Annotated in this window: 8 protein-coding genes, 2 tRNA genes and 3 rRNA genes; 12 read left to right on the forward strand and 1 reads right to left on the reverse strand. The window is 57.5% G+C overall.

Annotation, left to right across the window (positions count from 1 at the left end; translation table 11 throughout):
* The first annotated feature begins 37 nt into the window (after nucleotides 1-37).
* The 12 genes from FFH90_RS04465 (at nucleotide 38) to FFH90_RS04520 (ending at nucleotide 19235) form a co-directional block, all read left to right on the forward strand.
* The gene (locus FFH90_RS04465; protein ID WP_138866739.1) at nucleotides 38-1531 is read left to right on the forward strand and encodes a CoA-acylating methylmalonate-semialdehyde dehydrogenase; all 1494 of its coding nucleotides are present in this window, start codon (nucleotides 38-40) and stop codon (nucleotides 1529-1531) included.
* 625 nt (nucleotides 1532-2156) lie between these two features.
* Nucleotides 2157-3695, forward strand: a 16S ribosomal RNA gene (locus tag FFH90_RS04470).
* Between the two features lie 82 nt (nucleotides 3696-3777).
* Nucleotides 3778-3854: transfer RNA gene (locus tag FFH90_RS04475), tRNA-Ile, on the forward strand.
* Between the two features lie 29 nt (nucleotides 3855-3883).
* A tRNA-Ala gene (locus FFH90_RS04480) sits at nucleotides 3884-3959 on the forward strand.
* Nucleotides 3960-4205: 246 nt separating this feature from the next.
* A 23S ribosomal RNA gene (locus tag FFH90_RS04485) occupies nucleotides 4206-7097 on the forward strand.
* A gap of 155 nt (nucleotides 7098-7252) precedes the next feature.
* Nucleotides 7253-7368 (forward strand): 5S ribosomal RNA (gene rrf / locus FFH90_RS04490).
* Together the 16S, 23S and 5S rRNA genes with 2 tRNA genes alongside form the textbook arrangement of a ribosomal RNA operon.
* Nucleotides 7369-7524: 156 nt before the next feature.
* Complete coding sequence (gene recC, locus FFH90_RS04495) at nucleotides 7525-10977, forward strand: exodeoxyribonuclease V subunit gamma (protein ID WP_138866740.1); 3453 nt, start codon at nucleotides 7525-7527, stop codon at nucleotides 10975-10977.
* A complete protein-coding gene (gene recB / locus FFH90_RS04500; protein WP_138866741.1) occupies nucleotides 10974-14663 on the forward strand; it encodes an exodeoxyribonuclease V subunit beta in 3690 nt (1229 codons plus the stop codon). Before recC ends, recB begins: the two co-directional genes overlap by 4 nt.
* Nucleotides 14660-16768 (forward strand): exodeoxyribonuclease V subunit alpha, encoded by a 2109-nt coding sequence (gene recD / locus FFH90_RS04505; protein WP_138866742.1) that lies wholly within the window; start codon nucleotides 14660-14662, stop codon nucleotides 16766-16768. Before recB ends, recD begins: the two co-directional genes overlap by 4 nt.
* Before the next feature lie 117 nt (nucleotides 16769-16885).
* Nucleotides 16886-17461 (forward strand): YfiR family protein, encoded by a 576-nt coding sequence (locus FFH90_RS04510; RefSeq protein ID WP_018929415.1) that lies wholly within the window; start codon nucleotides 16886-16888, stop codon nucleotides 17459-17461.
* Nucleotides 17458-18726, forward strand: coding sequence for a diguanylate cyclase domain-containing protein (locus tag FFH90_RS04515; protein ID WP_138866743.1), 1269 nt, complete (start codon nucleotides 17458-17460; stop codon nucleotides 18724-18726). The genes FFH90_RS04510 and FFH90_RS04515 overlap by 4 nt, the downstream gene beginning before the upstream one ends.
* A gap of 56 nt (nucleotides 18727-18782) precedes the next feature.
* Entirely contained in the window at nucleotides 18783-19235 is a 453-nt protein-coding gene (locus FFH90_RS04520) for an OmpA family protein (RefSeq protein WP_178114239.1), read from the forward strand.
* Here FFH90_RS04520 and FFH90_RS04525 read toward each other — a convergent pair.
* Complete coding sequence (locus FFH90_RS04525) at nucleotides 19232-20179, reverse strand: LysR family transcriptional regulator (protein WP_018929418.1); 948 nt, start codon at nucleotides 20177-20179, stop codon at nucleotides 19232-19234. The two genes, FFH90_RS04520 and FFH90_RS04525, sit on opposite strands and share 4 nt — an antisense overlap.
* Nucleotides 20180-20268: the final 89 nt, after the last annotated feature.

Raw genomic sequence — 20268 nt, forward strand, 5'->3', positions numbered from 1 at the left:
TTCAAAGGACGCCTGTGGACAATTTCAGGAGCCCCGCATGAGCCTCATCCCGCATTTGATCAATGGCGAACTGGTGACCGAAGACGGTCGCACGGCCGATGTGTTCAACCCGTCCACCGGCCAGGTTATCCACAAGCTGCCGTTGGCCAGCCGCGAAACCATTCAGAAAGCCATCGACTCGGCCAAGGCTGCGTTCCCGGCCTGGCGCAATACGCCAGCGGCCAAGCGCGCTCAGGTGATGTTCCGTTTCAAGCAACTGCTGGAACAGAACGAATCCCGCATCGCACAACTGATCAGCGAAGAACACGGCAAGACCCTGGAAGATGCTGCCGGTGAATTGAAGCGCGGGATCGAGAACGTCGAGTTCGCGTGCGCGGCACCAGAAATCCTCAAGGGTGAGTACAGCCGTAATGTCGGGCCGAACATCGATGCCTGGTCGGATTTCCAGCCATTGGGCGTAGTGGCCGGCATTACCCCGTTCAACTTCCCGGCCATGGTGCCGCTGTGGATGTATCCGTTGGCGATCGTCTGTGGCAACTGCTTTATCCTCAAGCCGTCCGAGCGCGATCCAAGCTCCACGCTGCTGATCGCTCAATTGTTACTGGAAGCCGGCCTGCCGAAAGGCGTGCTGAGTGTGGTGCATGGCGACAAGGCCGCAGTGGACGCACTGATTGAAGCGCCGGAAGTCGAAGCGTTGAGCTTCGTCGGTTCGACGCCGATTGCCGAATACATCTACGCCGAAGGCACCAAGCGCGGCAAACGCGTCCAGGCGCTGGGCGGGGCGAAGAACCATGCGGTATTGATGCCGGATGCGGATCTGGATAACGCGGTCAGCGCGTTGATGGGCGCCGCTTACGGTTCGTGCGGTGAGCGCTGCATGGCGATTTCGGTGGCCGTGTGTGTCGGTGACCAGGTGGCGGATGCGTTGGTGGCCAAACTGACACCGCAGATCAAGGCACTGAAAATCGGCGCTGGTACAACTTGTGGCCTGGACATGGGGCCTCTGGTCACCGGTCAGGCGCGGGACAAGGTCAGCGGTTATGTTGAAGACGGCGTAGCCGCCGGTGCGAAGCTGGTGGTGGACGGTCGTGGTCTGAGCGTGGCCGGTCATGAGGACGGCTTCTTCCTCGGTGGTTGCCTGTTCGATAACGTCACGCCAGAGATGCGCATCTATAAAGAAGAGATCTTCGGGCCGGTGCTGTGCGTCGTCCGGGTCAACAGCCTGGAAGAGGCGATGCAACTGATCAATGATCACGAGTATGGCAATGGCACCTGCATCTTTACCCGTGATGGGGAAGCGGCGCGGTTGTTCTGCGATGAGATCGAAGTGGGTATGGTCGGCGTCAACGTACCGTTGCCGGTGCCAGTGGCGTATCACAGCTTTGGCGGCTGGAAGCGTTCGCTGTTCGGCGATCTGCATGCTTATGGCCCGGATGGCGTGCGGTTCTATACCCGTCGCAAGGCTATTACCCAGCGCTGGCCGCAACGGGCAAGCCATGAAGCTTCGCAATTCGCATTCCCTAGCTTGTAAGTAGAAGGGCAGAAGGCCGACCTCTAGAGGTCGGCCTTTGTGTTTTCGGGCTGTTTTGACCGATATGACAGAAATGTGAAATTAGAGGTTGACGGCAGATCCTGGACGTCTATAATTCGCCCCACTTCCGGCGCAGTCGAAACGGAAAACTCCTTGGTAAACAACGAGTTACGCAGTTTTCGACAGCGGTTACGCTTCAGTTCATCGAAGCCAGAAGGAGTTGGTAGGGCATGATGTTGTCGCCTTATTGACGGTTCGATCTTCTCGGTCGAAAGCGGAGAAAAAGAGGTGTTGACAGCAGCGACTAACGCTGTAGAATTCGCCTCCCGCTAACGAGAGATCGGAAGCGCAAGTGGTTGAAGTTGCAAAGGAAACTTTGAAAGCTTCTGAAAATAACCGCTTGACAGCAACAGGGGCTGCTGTAGAATGCGCGCCTCGGTTGAGACGAAAGCTCTTAACCAACCGCTCTTTAACAACTGAATCAAGCAATTCGTGTGGGTGCTTGTGGAGTCAGACTGATAGTCAACAAGATTATCAGCATCACAAGTTACTCCGCGAGAAATCAAAGATGTAACCAACGATTGCTGAGCCAAGTTTAGGGTTTCTTAAAAACCCAAAGATGTTTGAACTGAAGAGTTTGATCATGGCTCAGATTGAACGCTGGCGGCAGGCCTAACACATGCAAGTCGAGCGGCAGCACGGGTACTTGTACCTGGTGGCGAGCGGCGGACGGGTGAGTAATGCCTAGGAATCTGCCTGGTAGTGGGGGATAACGTTCGGAAACGAACGCTAATACCGCATACGTCCTACGGGAGAAAGCAGGGGACCTTCGGGCCTTGCGCTATCAGATGAGCCTAGGTCGGATTAGCTAGTTGGTGAGGTAATGGCTCACCAAGGCGACGATCCGTAACTGGTCTGAGAGGATGATCAGTCACACTGGAACTGAGACACGGTCCAGACTCCTACGGGAGGCAGCAGTGGGGAATATTGGACAATGGGCGAAAGCCTGATCCAGCCATGCCGCGTGTGTGAAGAAGGTCTTCGGATTGTAAAGCACTTTAAGTTGGGAGGAAGGGCAGTTACCTAATACGTAATTGTTTTGACGTTACCGACAGAATAAGCACCGGCTAACTCTGTGCCAGCAGCCGCGGTAATACAGAGGGTGCAAGCGTTAATCGGAATTACTGGGCGTAAAGCGCGCGTAGGTGGTTCGTTAAGTTGGATGTGAAATCCCCGGGCTCAACCTGGGAACTGCATTCAAAACTGTCGAGCTAGAGTATGGTAGAGGGTGGTGGAATTTCCTGTGTAGCGGTGAAATGCGTAGATATAGGAAGGAACACCAGTGGCGAAGGCGACCACCTGGACTGATACTGACACTGAGGTGCGAAAGCGTGGGGAGCAAACAGGATTAGATACCCTGGTAGTCCACGCCGTAAACGATGTCAACTAGCCGTTGGGAGCCTTGAGCTCTTAGTGGCGCAGCTAACGCATTAAGTTGACCGCCTGGGGAGTACGGCCGCAAGGTTAAAACTCAAATGAATTGACGGGGGCCCGCACAAGCGGTGGAGCATGTGGTTTAATTCGAAGCAACGCGAAGAACCTTACCAGGCCTTGACATCCAATGAACTTTCCAGAGATGGATTGGTGCCTTCGGGAACATTGAGACAGGTGCTGCATGGCTGTCGTCAGCTCGTGTCGTGAGATGTTGGGTTAAGTCCCGTAACGAGCGCAACCCTTGTCCTTAGTTACCAGCACGTTATGGTGGGCACTCTAAGGAGACTGCCGGTGACAAACCGGAGGAAGGTGGGGATGACGTCAAGTCATCATGGCCCTTACGGCCTGGGCTACACACGTGCTACAATGGTCGGTACAGAGGGTTGCCAAGCCGCGAGGTGGAGCTAATCCCATAAAACCGATCGTAGTCCGGATCGCAGTCTGCAACTCGACTGCGTGAAGTCGGAATCGCTAGTAATCGCGAATCAGAATGTCGCGGTGAATACGTTCCCGGGCCTTGTACACACCGCCCGTCACACCATGGGAGTGGGTTGCACCAGAAGTAGCTAGTCTAACCTTCGGGGGGACGGTTACCACGGTGTGATTCATGACTGGGGTGAAGTCGTAACAAGGTAGCCGTAGGGGAACCTGCGGCTGGATCACCTCCTTAATCGACGACATCAGCTGCTCCATAAGTTCCCACACGAATTGCTTGATTCATTGAAGAAGACGATACGAAGCAGCCCGAAATTGGGTCTGTAGCTCAGTTGGTTAGAGCGCACCCCTGATAAGGGTGAGGTCGGCAGTTCGAATCTGCCCAGACCCACCAATTTTGTGTGGGAATACCTGTAGAAATACGGGGCCATAGCTCAGCTGGGAGAGCGCCTGCCTTGCACGCAGGAGGTCAACGGTTCGATCCCGTTTGGCTCCACCACTACTGCTTCTGTTGTTGAAAGCTTAGAAATGAGCATTCCATCGTGATGATGGTGAATGTTGATTTCTAGTCTTTGGCTAGATCGTTCTTTAAAAATTTGGGTATGTGATAGAAAGATAGACTGAACGTTACTTTCACTGGTAACGGATCAGGCTAAGGTAAAATTTGTGAGTTGCTCTTAATTGAGCATGCGAATTTTCGGCGAATGTCGTCTTCACAGTATAACCAGATTGCTTGGGGTTATATGGTCAAGTGAAGAAGCGCATACGGTGGATGCCTTGGCAGTCAGAGGCGATGAAAGACGTGGTAGCCTGCGAAAAGCTTCGGGGAGTCGGCAAACAGACTTTGATCCGGAGATGTCTGAATGGGGGAACCCAGCCATCATAAGATGGTTATCTTGTACTGAATACATAGGTGCAAGAGGCGAACCAGGGGAACTGAAACATCTAAGTACCCTGAGGAAAAGAAATCAACCGAGATTCCCTTAGTAGTGGCGAGCGAACGGGGACTAGCCCTTAAGTTGATTTGAGATTAGCGGAACGCTCTGGAAAGTGCGGCCATAGTGGGTGATAGCCCTGTACGCGAAAATCTCTTGTCAATGAAATCGAGTAGGACGGAGCACGAGAAACTTTGTCTGAATATGGGGGGACCATCCTCCAAGGCTAAATACTACTGACTGACCGATAGTGAACTAGTACCGTGAGGGAAAGGCGAAAAGAACCCCGGAGAGGGGAGTGAAATAGATCCTGAAACCGTATGCGTACAAGCAGTGGGAGCCCACTTTGTTGGGTGACTGCGTACCTTTTGTATAATGGGTCAGCGACTTATTTTCAGTGGCGAGCTTAACCGAATAGGGGAGGCGTAGCGAAAGCGAGTCTTAATAGGGCGTCTAGTCGCTGGGAATAGACCCGAAACCGGGCGATCTATCCATGGGCAGGTTGAAGGTTAGGTAACACTGACTGGAGGACCGAACCGACTACCGTTGAAAAGTTAGCGGATGACCTGTGGATCGGAGTGAAAGGCTAATCAAGCTCGGAGATAGCTGGTTCTCCTCGAAAGCTATTTAGGTAGCGCCTCATGTATCACTGTAGGGGGTAGAGCACTGTTTCGGCTAGGGGGTCATCCCGACTTACCAAACCGATGCAAACTCCGAATACCTACAAGTGCCGAGCATGGGAGACACACGGCGGGTGCTAACGTCCGTCGTGAAAAGGGAAACAACCCAGACCGTCAGCTAAGGTCCCAAAGTTATGGTTAAGTGGGAAACGATGTGGGAAGGCTTAGACAGCTAGGAGGTTGGCTTAGAAGCAGCCACCCTTTAAAGAAAGCGTAATAGCTCACTAGTCGAGTCGGCCTGCGCGGAAGATGTAACGGGGCTCAAACCATACACCGAAGCTACGGGTATCACTTAGGTGATGCGGTAGAGGAGCGTTCTGTAAGCCTGTGAAGGTGAGTTGAGAAGCTTGCTGGAGGTATCAGAAGTGCGAATGCTGACATGAGTAACGACAATGGGTGTGAAAAACACCCACGCCGAAAGACCAAGGTTTCCTGCGCAACGTTAATCGACGCAGGGTTAGTCGGTCCCTAAGGCGAGGCTGAAAAGCGTAGTCGATGGAAAACAGGTTAATATTCCTGTACTTCTGGTTATTGCGATGGAGGGACGGAGAAGGCTAGGCCAGCTTGGCGTTGGTTGTCCAAGTTTAAGGTGGTAGGCTGGAATCTTAGGTAAATCCGGGATTCTAAGGCCGAGAGCTGATGACGAGTGTTCTTTTAGAACACGAAGTGGTTGATGCCATGCTTCCAAGAAAAGCTTCTAAGCTTCAGGTAACCAGGAACCGTACCCCAAACCGACACAGGTGGTTGGGTAGAGAATACCAAGGCGCTTGAGAGAACTCGGGTGAAGGAACTAGGCAAAATGGCACCGTAACTTCGGGAGAAGGTGCGCCGGTGAGGGTGAAGCACTTGCTGCGTAAGCCCACGCCGGTCGAAGATACCAGGCCGCTGCGACTGTTTATTAAAAACACAGCACTCTGCAAACACGAAAGTGGACGTATAGGGTGTGACGCCTGCCCGGTGCCGGAAGGTTAATTGATGGGGTTAGCTAACGCGAAGCTCTTGATCGAAGCCCCGGTAAACGGCGGCCGTAACTATAACGGTCCTAAGGTAGCGAAATTCCTTGTCGGGTAAGTTCCGACCTGCACGAATGGCGTAACGATGGCGGCGCTGTCTCCACCCGAGACTCAGTGAAATTGAAATCGCTGTGAAGATGCAGTGTATCCGCGGCTAGACGGAAAGACCCCGTGAACCTTTACTATAGCTTTGCACTGGACTTTGAATTTGCTTGTGTAGGATAGGTGGGAGGCTTTGAAGCGTGGACGCCAGTTCGCGTGGAGCCATCCTTGAAATACCACCCTGGCAACTTTGAGGTTCTAACTCAGGTCCGTTATCCGGATCGAGGACAGTGTATGGTGGGTAGTTTGACTGGGGCGGTCTCCTCCTAAAGAGTAACGGAGGAGTACGAAGGTGCGCTCAGACCGGTCGGAAATCGGTCGTAGAGTATAAAGGCAAAAGCGCGCTTGACTGCGAGACAGACACGTCGAGCAGGTACGAAAGTAGGTCTTAGTGATCCGGTGGTTCTGTATGGAAGGGCCATCGCTCAACGGATAAAAGGTACTCCGGGGATAACAGGCTGATACCGCCCAAGAGTTCATATCGACGGCGGTGTTTGGCACCTCGATGTCGGCTCATCACATCCTGGGGCTGAAGCCGGTCCCAAGGGTATGGCTGTTCGCCATTTAAAGTGGTACGCGAGCTGGGTTTAGAACGTCGTGAGACAGTTCGGTCCCTATCTGCCGTGGACGTTTGAGATTTGAGAGGGGCTGCTCCTAGTACGAGAGGACCGGAGTGGACGAACCTCTGGTGTTCCGGTTGTCACGCCAGTGGCATTGCCGGGTAGCTATGTTCGGAATAGATAACCGCTGAAAGCATCTAAGCGGGAAACTAGCCTCAAGATGAGATCTCACTGGGACCTTGAGTCCCCTGAAGGGCCGTCGAAGACTACGACGTTGATAGGTTGGGTGTGTAAGCGCTGTGAGGCGTTGAGCTAACCAATACTAATTGCCCGTGAGGCTTGACCATATAACACCCAAGCAATTTGCTGATCCGAAAGGACACCAGATTGCGGTGTGTGAAGACGCAATGAACCGAAAGTTCGCAAGCATTCACAAAAGCCGCATAAACTATCGCATACCCAATTTGCTGAAGCGTCGAAAGACGGTTCGGTACCCGAATTTCTTGACGACCATAGAGCATTGGAACCACCTGATCCCATCCCGAACTCAGAAGTGAAACGATGCATCGCCGATGGTAGTGTGGGGTTTCCCCATGTGAGAGTAGGTCATCGTCAAGATTAAATTCCGAAACCCCTATCTGCGTATGCAGGTAGGGGTTTTGTTTTGTCCGCAGGAAAGTTCGTACAGCAACATCGGAACGGTCCCGGCTGTCACGGTCTGCCGACAGTGCTAAGGTTCGGCCCTAGCTTTTGTATTTTCCCAAGGAAGCCTTTATGCCGGACGCTACGTCCCTCAGTGCTGGTTTTATGGTGGTTCACGGCAACCGCCTGGACGAGCTGCGCAGCCTGGTGGTCAGTTGGATGCGGCGCTACCCGCTGGCTCCCTTGGAAAATGAAATCGCCCTGGTGCAGAGCAACGGCATCGCCCAATGGCTGAAGCTGGCACTGGCCGAGGACCCAGAAGATGACGGCATGGGCGGCTGCGGAATCGCTGCCGCCATCGATGTGCAGTTGCCAGGCAGCTTCATGTGGCAGCTCTATCGCATGGTGCTGGGACGTGACGAAATCCCGGCCAAGTCCCTGCTCGATAAAGCCCCGCTGACCTGGCGCCTGATGCGTCTGCTGCCACAGTTGATCAACCAACCGCACTTCGAACCCCTGCAGCGCTTCCTTACGAATGACACCGACTTACGCAAACGCTATCAATTGGCGGAGCGGCTGGCCGATCTATTCGACCAATATCAGGTGTACAGGGCGGACTGGCTCGAAGACTGGGCAGAAGGCCGTCACCAATTACGAAATGGCAGAGGCGAAGCCAAAGCCCTGACTCCGGCCAACTGCTGGCAAGCAGAGCTGTGGCGTGCGCTGTTGCTGGATGTCGGTGCACAAGGCATGGCGCAAAGCCGCGCGGGTGTCCACCAACGCTTTATCGAGCGTATCAATAGTCTCGACAGCGCGCCCAGTGGATTGCCTTCCAGGGTGATTGTTTTCGGGATTTCTTCACTGCCAGCTCAAGCCTTGGAAGCACTTGCCGGGCTGGCTCGATTCAGTCAGGTCTTGCTGTGCGTACACAACCCATGTCGCCACCATTGGGCGGACATCGTCGCCGATAAAGACCTGTTGCGGCATCAATACAAACGCCAGGCTCGCAAGCGTGGCATGCCGGTTGTGCTTGATCCGCAAACGCTCCATCAACATGCCCACCCGCTATTGGCGGCGTGGGGCAAGCAGGGGCGGGACTACATCAATCTGCTCGACAGTTACGACGATCCCAACAGCTATCGCTCGGCATTTCGCGATGGGCGCATCGACCTTTTCAGCGATAACCAGCCTCAGAGCATGCTCAATCAGTTGCAGGACGACATCCTGGAATTGCGCCCCCTGAACGAAACTCGCGAGAGTTGGCCAGCAGTCGATCTGACAGAGGACGAATCGATCCGTTTTCACATCGCCCATAGCGCTCAACGCGAAGTGGAGATTCTCCACGATCAGCTGCTCGCACGATTCAGTGCTGATCCAGACTTAAGGCCTCGTGACGTGATCGTGATGGTTCCAGACATCGACAGTTACGCCCCCCACATCCGCGCTGTCTTTGGTCAGCTTGATCGCCACGATCCACGCTTCATTCCCTTCACGCTCGCGGACCAAGGCCAGCGCGGCAGGGACCCGCTACTGATCGCTGTCGAGCATCTGCTCAAGCTGCCTGACAGTCGTTTCCCCGTCAGTGAAATTCTCGATCTGCTGGACGTTCCGGCATTACGCGCTCGGTTTGGCGTAGAGGAACGTGACCTGCCGACCTTGCACCGCTGGATCGAAGGCGCAGGTATCCGTTGGGGGATGAATGCCGAGCAGCGTGCGGGTCTGGGCCTGCCGGAAGAACTGGAGCAAAACAGTTGGCGTTTCGGCTTGCGACGGATGTTGCTTGGTTATGCCGTGGGCAGCGCCAGTGCCTGCGAGGGTATTGAACCCTACGACGAGATCGGTGGCCTGGATGCTGCGCTCATAGGTCCTTTGGTCGCACTGCTGGATGCACTGGAGATTGCCCACCAGGAGCTCACCCAACCTGCGTCGCCCAAACTCTGGGGCATCCGCTTGCAAGCACTGGTGCAGTTGTTCTTCCAGGCCAGTAACGAACATGACGACTATTTATTGGCTCAACTCGAAGAGTTGCGCGAGACCTGGCTTGAGACCTGCGAGTCAGTAGGCTTGCAGGACGAGTTACCACTGACCGTAGTCCGTGAAGCCTGGCTGGCTGGCCTCGACCAAGGTCGCTTGTCTCAGCGCTTTCTCGCCGGTGCCGTCAACTTCTGTACCCTGATGCCCATGCGAGCGATCCCGTTCAAACTGGTCTGCCTGCTGGGCATGAATGACGGCGATTACCCTCGCGCGCAGCCGCCACTGGACTTCGACCTGATGGGCAGCGACTACCGGCCCGGCGATCGTTCCCGGCGTGAAGATGACCGCTATCTGTTACTGGAAGCCTTGTTGTCGGCGCGGGACCAACTCTATATCAGCTGGGTCGGCCGCAGTATTCGGGACAACAGTGAGCGCCCGGCTTCGGTATTGATAGGACAGCTACGTGATCATCTCGCCAGCGGTTGGCGATTGCACGATGACAAGGCTGATCTGCTTGAGTCCATGACTCAGGAACATCCGCTGCAACCCTTCAGTGCACGCTACTTCCATGAAGGCGATGATTTGTTCAGCTACGCCAGCGAGTGGCAGGTACTTCATCAGTCCAGCGGTTTGACGCCTGCCATCGAGGTTCTTGAGCCCTATATTCAGGACGAGCCGCTGAGCCTGGGTCAGTTGCAGGATTTTCTGCGCAATCCGGTACGGCATTTCTTCAGTCAGCGACTCAAAGTGTTCTTCGAGGCTGCCGAAGCGCCTTTGGCGGATGAAGAGCCATTTGTACTCGACGCGCTGCAACGCTATAGCCTCAGCGACAGCTTGCTCGAAGCAGCGCTCGGGCAATTGGACCAAATCGATCAGGTACTGGAAGCACAGGCGAAACGTCTGCAGAACAGCGGGCTCTTGCCCATGGCCGGTTTCGGCGAATGTCTGCAGCGAGAGTTGATCGAGCCGTTGCCGGATCTGTTGCAGCGCTATCAGCAGCTCCTGGCGTTATGGCCGACCCCGCTCACCAGCGCGTTGCCGGTGAGTCTGGAACTGCATGGGCTGCGCCTGGAGGGCTGGCTCAGTGGCCTGCATCAACGCGCGGACGGTGGCTTGCTGTCGGTCACCACGATTCCCAACAGCATCGGCTCACTCAAAACCCGCAAATGGCATCGTCTGACACGACCATGGATCAATCACCTGGTTGCCTGTGCCGGCGGGATGTCGATGACCACCGCGTTGGTGGCCAGCGACGACAGTCTGTTACTGGCTCCGTTGGCGAAGGATGCAGCACTTGATGCCTTGGGTAATCTGTTGCTGGCCTGGCAAACGGGCATGCGCCAGCCGTTGCCGATTGCCGTAAAAACAGCCTTCGCCTGGCTGGCTCAAACCGATCCGGTCAAGGCTGACGCCGCCGCCCGCAAGGCCTATGAAGGCGATCGCCAGACCACTGATGGCGAGCGCCGCGAAAGCCCGGCACTCGCTCGGCAATACGCCGACTACGATGTCCTGATTGCCGACGAGACCTTCCCCGATTGGTGCGACGCTTTGTATCGGCCGCTGCTTGAGGCTCCCTGGCGTTCATTGACCAGCGAGGAGGCGCGCTCATGACCACGAAAACACCGCTGGCCCTGGCATTCCCCCTGCGTGGAAGCCAACTGATCGAAGCCAGCGCCGGGACGGGCAAGACCTTCACCATTTCTGCGCTGTACTTGCGTCTGGTCCTTGGTCATGGCGACGAGTCGAGTGGTTTTGGCCGTGAATTGCTGCCGCCGCAAATCCTCGTGGTGACCTTCACCGATGCCGCGACCAAAGAACTGCGCGAACGTATTCGTACGCGACTGGCTGAAGCTGCGCGTTTTTTCCGCGATGAGACACCGGCACCGGATGGCCTGATTGCGGAGTTGCGCGAGCAATACCTCCCTGAGCAGTGGCCCGGCTGTGCAAATCGCCTGGACATCGCCGCCCAGTGGATGGATGAAGCGGCGGTATCGACCATCCACAGTTGGTGCCAGCGCATGCTGCGCGAACATGCATTCGACAGTGGCAGCCTGTTCACCCAGACCCTGGAAACCGATCACAGTGATTTGCTTGGCGAAGTCCTGCGCGACTACTGGCGACTGTTCTGCTATCCGATGCAAGGCGATGCGCTGAATTGGGTTCGCGGCAACTGGGGTGGCCCGGCAGCGTTGTTGCCGCGAGTGCGTGGATTGTTCGCCAGCGAGCGTGACAGCGTTGAAGGTAAAGAACCTGCCGAGTTGATCGCCGAGTGCCTGGAGGAACGACGGGCCGCGTTGCTCGAGCTCAAGATGCCCTGGCGCCAATGGGCCGATGAGCTGCTTGCCATCTGTCATCAGGGCGTCGCGAGCAAAAGCGTCGATGGTCGCAAGATGCAGGCGCGCTACTTCGAACCCTGGTTCGAAAAGCTCCGGGCCTGGGCCGAAGACGAATCTCTGGAGCAACTGGACATTGGCACCGGCTTCACTCGCCTGACTCCCGATGGCATGGCTGAAGCCTGGAAAGGTGAAGCTCCCCGTCATCCCGGTCTCGATGCGATGCCCGGCCTCAAGGCCAGTCTCGATGGCTTGCCGACCCCCGATGCCGCCGTGCTGCAACATGCCGCCCACTGGGTCGGTGTTAGGTTCGAGGAAGAAAAGCGTCGTCGCGCGGAAATGGGTTTCGATGACATGCTGCTGCGTCTCGATGCAGCGTTGCAGTCCGATGGCGGTGAGCGTCTGGCGACCTTGATCCGCGAACAGTTCCCGGTTGCGCTGATCGACGAGTTTCAGGACACCGACCCGGTGCAGTACCGAATCTTCGAGAGCATTTATCGCATCGAAGACAACAACCCTGAATCCGGCCTGTTCCTGATCGGCGACCCGAAGCAGGCGATCTATGCCTTTCGCGGTGCCGATATCTATACCTATCTGCGCGCCCGGCAAGCCACCACTGGCCGCCTGCATACCCTGGGCACAAATTTCCGTTCCAGTCATGGCATGGTCAACGCGGTGAACCATGTGTTCCAGCGCGCAGAATCTCGCGAGCAGGGGCGCGGCGCGTTCCTGTTCCGGGAGAAGAGTGGCGAGAACCCGGTACCGTTTCTGCCCGTGGAGTCCCAAGGGCGCAAAGAAGTCCTGCACATTGAGGGGCAGGTTGTGCCTGCCCTGAACATCTGGCATTTGTCCTCTGACCAGCCACTGTCCGGTGTGGTGTATCGACAACAATTGGCCGCCGCCTGCGCCAGTGAGATCACTGCGTTGCTCAATGGCGGTCAGCAGGGGCGTGCGGGCTTCATACAGGATGGTAAGGGTCTCAGAGGCCTGCTGCCGGCGGATATCGCGATTCTGGTGCGCGACGGCAAAGAGGCCCAGGCCGTGCGCGGCGAACTTTCCGCTCGCGGTGTGCGCAGTGTTTACCTGTCAGACAAGGACTCGGTATTCGCCGCGCAGGAGGCCCATGATCTGCTGACGTGGCTCAAGGCCTGTGCCGAGCCGGATGTCGAACGTCCCCTGCGTGCCGCGCTGGCCTGCATCACGCTGAACCTTTCACTGGCTGAACTGGAGCGACTGAACCAGGACGAACTGGCCTGGGAAGCACGGGTCATGCAGTTCCGCGGTTATCGCGAGCTCTGGCGCAAACAGGGCGTGCTGCCCATGTTGCGGCGATTGCTACATGATTTTCAGCTGCCCCAGGCGTTGATCGCGCGCAGCGATGGTGAGCGGATATTGACCAACCTGCTGCACTTGTCCGAGTTGCTGCAGCAGGCCGCCGCTGAACTCGATGGCGAGCAAGCTCTGATCCGTCATTTGTCCGAGCATCTGGCGTTGTCTGGTCAGGCTGGCGAAGAACAGATCCTGCGCCTGGAAAGCGACGAGCAACTGGTCAAGGTCGTGACCATCCACAAATCCAAAGGGCTTGAATATCCGTTGGTGTTTCTGCCGTTCATCTGCTCGGCAAAACCGGTGGATGGCAGTCGTCTGCCGTTGTATTACCACGATGCCGCGGGCAAGGCGCAGGTGAGCTTGAAGCCGACGGCCGAGTTGATCGCCCAAGCCGACGATGAACGTTTGGCTGAAGACCTTCGTTTGCTCTATGTGGCCCTGACCCGGGCACAACATGCGTGCTGGCTGGGTGTGACTGATCTCAAGCGCGGCAATAACAACGGCTCGGTCCTGCACCTTTCGGCATTGGGTTATCTGCTGGGCGGTGGTGCGCAATTGGCTGAGTCGGCAGGGCTGCGTCGTTGGCTGGAAGACCTGCAGCAAGACTGTGCGGCGCTGAACTACGGTGAAATGCCTGACGCGACCGCCGAGCATTACCATCCGCCACGCAATGAAGCGACGTTGTTGGCCCCGCTGATACCCCGGCGCAAGGCCAGTGAAAACTGGTGGATCGCTTCTTACAGCGCCTTACGCATTGGTGACAGTCTGAGCGTGGGCAGTGACGAAGCACCGGAGAGCGCGCAAGCACAAAAGCTCTTTGATGATGAACGCCTTGATCCTGAAGCGCCACGAGAAGTCGCCGCTGGCGGTGCTGATATTCATCGATTCCCTCGTGGTCCGAACCCTGGCACTTTTCTTCATGGATTGCTCGAATGGGCCGGTGACGAAGGTTTTGCCGCTGCACCGCAAACCGTGGAAGACGCGATCGCCCGTCGCTGCAACCGCCGTGGCTGGGAAGGCTGGATCACCACGCTGAGCGGCTGGTTGCAGCACTTGCTCAAATCCCCATTGCACATCGGTGGCGGGCAGGCGCCGGTGGTGTTCGAGCAACTGACTCAATACCGGGTCGAGATGGAGTTCTGGTTCGCCAGTCATAAAGTCGATGTACTCAAGCTCGATGAGCTTGTGCGTCAATACACCCATCACGGCGTGGCCCGGGTGGCCGCCGAACCGGTGCTGCTCAATGGCATGTTCAAAGGCTTCATCGACCTGACGTTCGAGCATGAAGGCCGTTACTACGTCGCTGACTACAAATCCAACTGGCTGGGCGTCGATGACGCGGCCTATACCGAGCAGGCCATGGAGCAGTCGATTCTCGATAACCGTTACGACCTGCAATACGTACTGTACCTGCTCGCCCTGCATCGCCAGCTTAAGGCTCGGCTGGTCGATTACGATTACGAGCGGCATGTCGGTGGAGCGTTGTATCTGTTTCTTCGCGGTACTCGAGCGGCCAGCCAGGGTGTGTATTTTGCCCGTCCGCCACGGGAGCTGATCGAGCGCCTGGACCGGTTGTTCCAAGGCAAGCCAGAGCCCAAGGCCGAACCCGCCTGGGAACAGGGAGTATTGCTATGAGTCGCACTTTCGCCGATTTGCTGCCTACGCCGTTGGCGGCCGAAAGTCTGGCGGACCTGGCCCCGTTGAGCCGCGCAGATGACTTGTTGCTGCTGCTCACGCGCTGGGTCGAACGCGGCTGGCTGCGGGCGCTGGACAAGGCCTTCGTCGCGTTTCTCCACGAGCTCGCTCCCGACGATGATCCGCTGGTGCTGCTGGCCGCCGCGTTGATCAGTCACCAACTGGGTCACGGTCATGTCTGCCTGGATCTGTTCGAAACACTGAAAGAGCCGGATTTTGCCCTGTCGCTGCCGCCGGAGGGTGATGTGCAAAGCGGGGCGATGTTGCTGCCGTCGCAATTGCTTGAGGCGCTGGACGGTGCCCATTGGTGCAAGGTCCTGGCGTCCAGTCGTCTGGTGGCTCTGGCCGTCGATGGGCGTGAGGCTGCGCAACACCGGCCGTTGGTGCTGTCGGGCAAGCGCCTGTACCTGCGCCGCTACTGGGCTTACGAACGGCGCATCGACCACGCGCTGCGCCAGCGCCTGGCGGCACACGAAGCAACGCCGGGTGATTTGCCCCAACGCCTGACCGCTCTGTTCGGTCCAGCCAGGTCTGATGAAGTGATCGACTGGCAGAAGCTCGCGTGTGCCCTGGCTACCCGAAGTGCATTCAGCATCGTCACCGGCGGCCCGGGAACCGGCAAGACCACCACGGTTGTGCGCTTGCTTGCATTGCTCCAGGCACCCGCAGTGGAGGCCGGTAAACCGTTGCGTATTCGTCTCGCGGCACCCACCGGCAAAGCTGCCGCACGATTGACCGAGTCCATCAGCCAGCAGGTTCAAACCCTGAAAGTGCCTGAAACGGTGCGCGAGAAGATCCCGTCGGATGTGACCACCGTGCACCGTTTGCTCGGCAGTCGTCCCGGTACCCGGCATTTCCGTCACCACGCGGGTAATCGCTTGCCGCTGGATGTATTGGTGGTGGACGAAGCCTCGATGATCGACCTGGAAATGATGGCCAACCTGCTCGATGCGTTGCCGCCCCATGCTCGTCTGGTGCTGCTCGGTGACAAGGACCAACTGGCGTCGGTAGAGGCCGGTGCCGTACTGGGCGATCTGTGTCGTGATGCCGAAGCCGGTTGGTACAGCCCGCAGACCCGCCAGTGGCTGGAGGCGGTCAGCGGTGAGCGCCTCGATGCCAGCGGTTTGCGGGAAGACACCCAAGGCGCGCATCCACTGGCCCAGCAAGTCGTGATGCTGCGCCACTCACGGCGCTTCGGCGAGGGTAGCGGCATTGGTCAGTTGGCCCGTTGGGTCAACCAACAGCATCCCGAGGACGCGCGCAAGTTATTGGCCGCTGCAGGTCATGACGACGTATTTTCCCTGCCCCTCAAGGGTGAGCAGGACCGGGCGCTGGAGCGCTTGTTGCTCGAGGGCCATGGCGGGGGGCCGCAAGGTTATCGGCATTACCTGAGTCTTTTGCGCAGCCAGCGACCATCGCTCGACCGCCCGCTCGACGATCCATGCTGGGCTGATTGGGCTCGCGTGGTGCTGCAGGCCTTCGACGCTTTCCAGCTGTTGTGTGCCGTACGCAAAGGGCCTTGGGGCGTGGAAGGTTTGAATCAGCGCGTGACCGACGCGCTGCTCAAGGCACGGCTGATCGACAGCGACCATCAGTGGTACGAAGGTCGGCCCGTGCTGATGACCCGCAACGACTATGGCCTGGGTTTGATGAACGGTGACATTGGCATTGCCCTCAAGCTGCCGGAGCGTGAAGGCCCGGAGGCCGGGCGGCACGTGCTGCGTGTGGCCTTCCCGCGTAATGACGGGCAGGGCGGTGTGCGCTTTGTCCTGCCAAGCCGACTCAACGATGTCGACACGGTGTATGCCATGACCGTGCACAAATCCCAAGGCTCGGAATTTGCCCATACGGCGTTGATTCTGCCGGATGCTTTGAATCCTGTGCTTACCAAGGAACTGATCTATACCGGGATAACCCGGGCCAAGGACTGGTTCACCCTGATTGAGCCTCGAGCCGGCGTATTCGAAGAGGCCGTGCGGCGCAAGGTCAAGCGCTTGAGCGGGTTAATGCTGGAGCTGGAAGAGGGTACCTGGCCGAGCCATTGAGGGGCGGTGGCAGACGCCGGAATCTGTCCGATGTGCCGTGGCGCGTCGCCTCGCTGGTGTTTCGGTGCTGTGCTATCGTTGCGGCATCATTTTGTTGCGATCGTAGAGAATTCCTGCATGAAGTTGGCTGTCTGGGCGACAGGGCGCGTCGTTGGCTGCAAACAAGTGCTGCTTGCCGGCCTCCTCTGTTTGTTGACGGGCGTTGCCTGTGCTGAGTCGGAAACTATCGTGAGCAAAGCCGACCAACGTGCCAGGTCGGTCACTCAGGTAGTACTCGGGATCCTCAGTTATGCCCGATGGCCTGTTGAGCCCCAACAACTGCGCCTGTGCGTGGTCGGCCCCACTGAATACACCGACGACCTGGTCAAAGGCACCACACAAGCCACGGGTCGACCGGTTACTGTACGACGGTTGCTGGCCGATAATCCGGTCATCGCCAGTGAATGCGATGCGGTGTACATCGGCAAGCTGACCGGCGATGAACGCAGTCGGCTATTCGCCTCGTTGACGGGACGCCCGGTGGTGAGCATCAGCGAAGGCGGCGATCAATGCACTGTCGGCAGTCTGTTCTGTCTGCGGGTCGGTGATGAGCAGGTGTCCTTCGAGGTCAACCTCGACTCGGTCGCCCGCAGCGGTGTACGCATTCACCCCAGTGTGCTGCAACTGTCGCGCCGCAAGCCGGCGGCGCCATGAGTCTATTCAAACCTCGCATACGCCCGACCCTGGGGTCGGTTATCGGCCGTGGACATTTGATCGTCGCCCTGGTGGGTGTGGCCATGGCCAGTGTTTCACTGACCCTGCTGGGTGTTCTGGCTTTGCGGGTCTATGCCGATCACAACCTGCATCTGATTGCCCGTTCGATCAACTACACCGTGGAAGCCGCGGTGGTGTTCAACGACAAGGCCGCCGCCACCGAAGCGCTGGCATTGATCGCCTCCACTGAAGAAGTGGCTGATGCGCAAGTGATGGACGAGCAAGGCGAGTTGCTCGCACGTTGGCAACGACCGGAAACGGGGTGGCTCTCCGATCTTGAAATGCAGATCGCCCGAACGATTCTGGAAAAACCCATCAGCATGCCGATCACTCATCAAGGTCGGGAAATCGGCAGCATCTTGCTCATCGGTCACGGCGGCAGCCTGATGCGCTTTTTGCTCAGCGGTCTGGTGGGAATCGTCTTGTGTACCGCTGTCAGTGCCTGGGTAGCGCTTTATCTGGCGCGTCGGCAATTGCGAGGAATCACTGGCCCGTTGCGCAGCCTGGCTGCCGTGGCTCACGCCGCCCGTAGCGAGCGTGCTTTCGACCGGCGCGTACCGCCCGCCGACATTGCCGAACTCGACAACCTGGGCAACGACTTCAATGCTTTGCTCGACGAGCTCGAGTCCTGGCAGACCCATCTGCAAAGCGAAAACGAAACCCTGGCCCACCAGGCCAGCCATGACAGCCTTACCGGGTTGCCGAATCGGGCGTTTTTCGAAGGCCGCCTGATGCGCGCCTTGCGCAATGCGGGCAAGCTGGATGAGGGAGTGGCCGTACTGTTTCTCGACAGCGACCGGTTCAAGGAGATCAACGACAACTTCGGTCACGCTGCCGGTGATGCGGTTCTGATCGCCGTGGCGACCCGGGTTCGTGCGCAGTTGCGTGAAGAGGATCTGGTTGCGCGTCTGGGCGGCGATGAGTTTGCCGTGCTGTTGACGCCGCTGCACAAGATAGAAGACGCCGAACGGATTGCCGACAAAATCATTGCCAGTATGGACGCGCCAATCCTGTTGCCGGGCGGTACCCAGGTGTTGACTTCACTCAGCATCGGCATCGCCGTGTACCCGGATCATGGGCTTACGCCCGGTGCGCTGCTCGATGCTGCAGATGCCGCGATGTATCAGGCCAAACGCCTTTCCCGAGGCGCTCACCACACGGCAGGGTCGGAGCACTCTGTCGTCCATCTTCAAACCAGGAGCTAATTTTTGTGTTCACATTCACTCAGCGTTCTCTGCGATTTTTTACGATTAGCTTATTCATGACCTTGCTGGCATTGACCGGTTGCCAGACGACACCGCAGAGAGGACTGACCCCGGCGCAGATCGCTGTACTCAAGCAGCAAGGTTTCGAGATGACGGATGAGGGCTGGGCCTTCGGCCTGTCCGGCAAAGTGCTGTTCGGTAGCGATGTCGAACACCTCAACCCCGCCAGTACCCAGATCGTCGAACGCATTGGCAAGGCGTTGTTGGGCGTGGGAATCGAGCGGGTGAGGATTGACGGCCATACCGATGCCTCGGGCGAGGAATCCTATAACGAACAACTTTCCCTGCGTCGCGCGAAAAGCGTTGAAGCGGTATTGGCCGCTGTCGGCATGAAAGAACAAAACATCCAGCTACGCGGCCTGGGCAGCAGCAAGCCCGTCGCCTCCAACGCCACCGCGGCCGGGCGCACCGAGAACCGCCGGGTGTCGATCGTGGTGAGTGCCGATTAATCGGCGAACACCATCTCCCGACTTTCCCCCATCAACAGCGCCTGATTCTGCTCGGTGACGGTACGGATGTAATCCCACAACAAGGTAATCCGCTTGAGCTTGCGCAGGTCCTCCCGGCAGTACATCCAGAACTGCCGGGTGATGGTGATCTCTTGTGGTAACACCGGCAGCAATCGCGGATCCTGAGCCGCTAAAAAGCACGGCAGAATCGCCAGTGACCGTCCTTGCTGCGCCGCCACGAACTGCGCGATCACACTGGTGCTGCGCAGATTGGCACTGGCACCGGGCAGCACATTCGCCAGGTACAGCAGCTCCGAGCTGAACGCCAGATCGTCCACATAACTGATGAATTGATGCTTGCTCAAATCTGCCGGGCGGCGGATCGGTGAGTGCTTGTCCAGATAATCCTGGGTCGCGTACAGCTGCAATCGATAGTCACAGAGTTTGCAGCAGACATAAGGGCCGTGTTCCGGCCGCTCCAGCGCAATGACGATGTCTGCCTCGCGCTTGGACAGGCTGATGAAGTGCGGGAGCGGCAGGATGTCCACCGAGATCGCCGGGTAGGCGTCGACGAAATGGCTCAGCTGCGGGGTGATGAAAAAGCTGCCGAACCCTTCGGTACAGCCCATGCGCACATGCCCGGACAACGCGACGCCTGAGCCCGAGACCTGCTCGCAAGCCATGTGCAGAGTGCTTTCGATCGATTCGGCGTAACCCAGCAGACGCTGGCCTTCAGCGGTCAGGACGAAGCCGCTGGTGCGGGACTTCTCGAACAACAGCGTACCCAACGAGGCCTCCAGCGAACTGATGCGTCGCGACACAGTGGTGTAGTCCACCGCCAAACGCTTGGCCGCAGTGCTGGCCTTGCGAGTACGGGCAACCTCAAGGAAAAATTTGAGGTCATCCCAGTTCAACGAGCCTAAAGACGTGATGTTTTTTTGCATGATGGACCGGCTTTTATGTGCGTTCTTATTAGAAGTTTGCACATCTATACTCCAAAAACAGTCCGACAACCAAATCGCGACACACGCCT

Source organism: Pseudomonas sp. ATCC 43928 (assembly GCF_005938665.2).
Taxonomy (GTDB): Bacteria; Pseudomonadota; Gammaproteobacteria; order Pseudomonadales; family Pseudomonadaceae; genus Aquipseudomonas.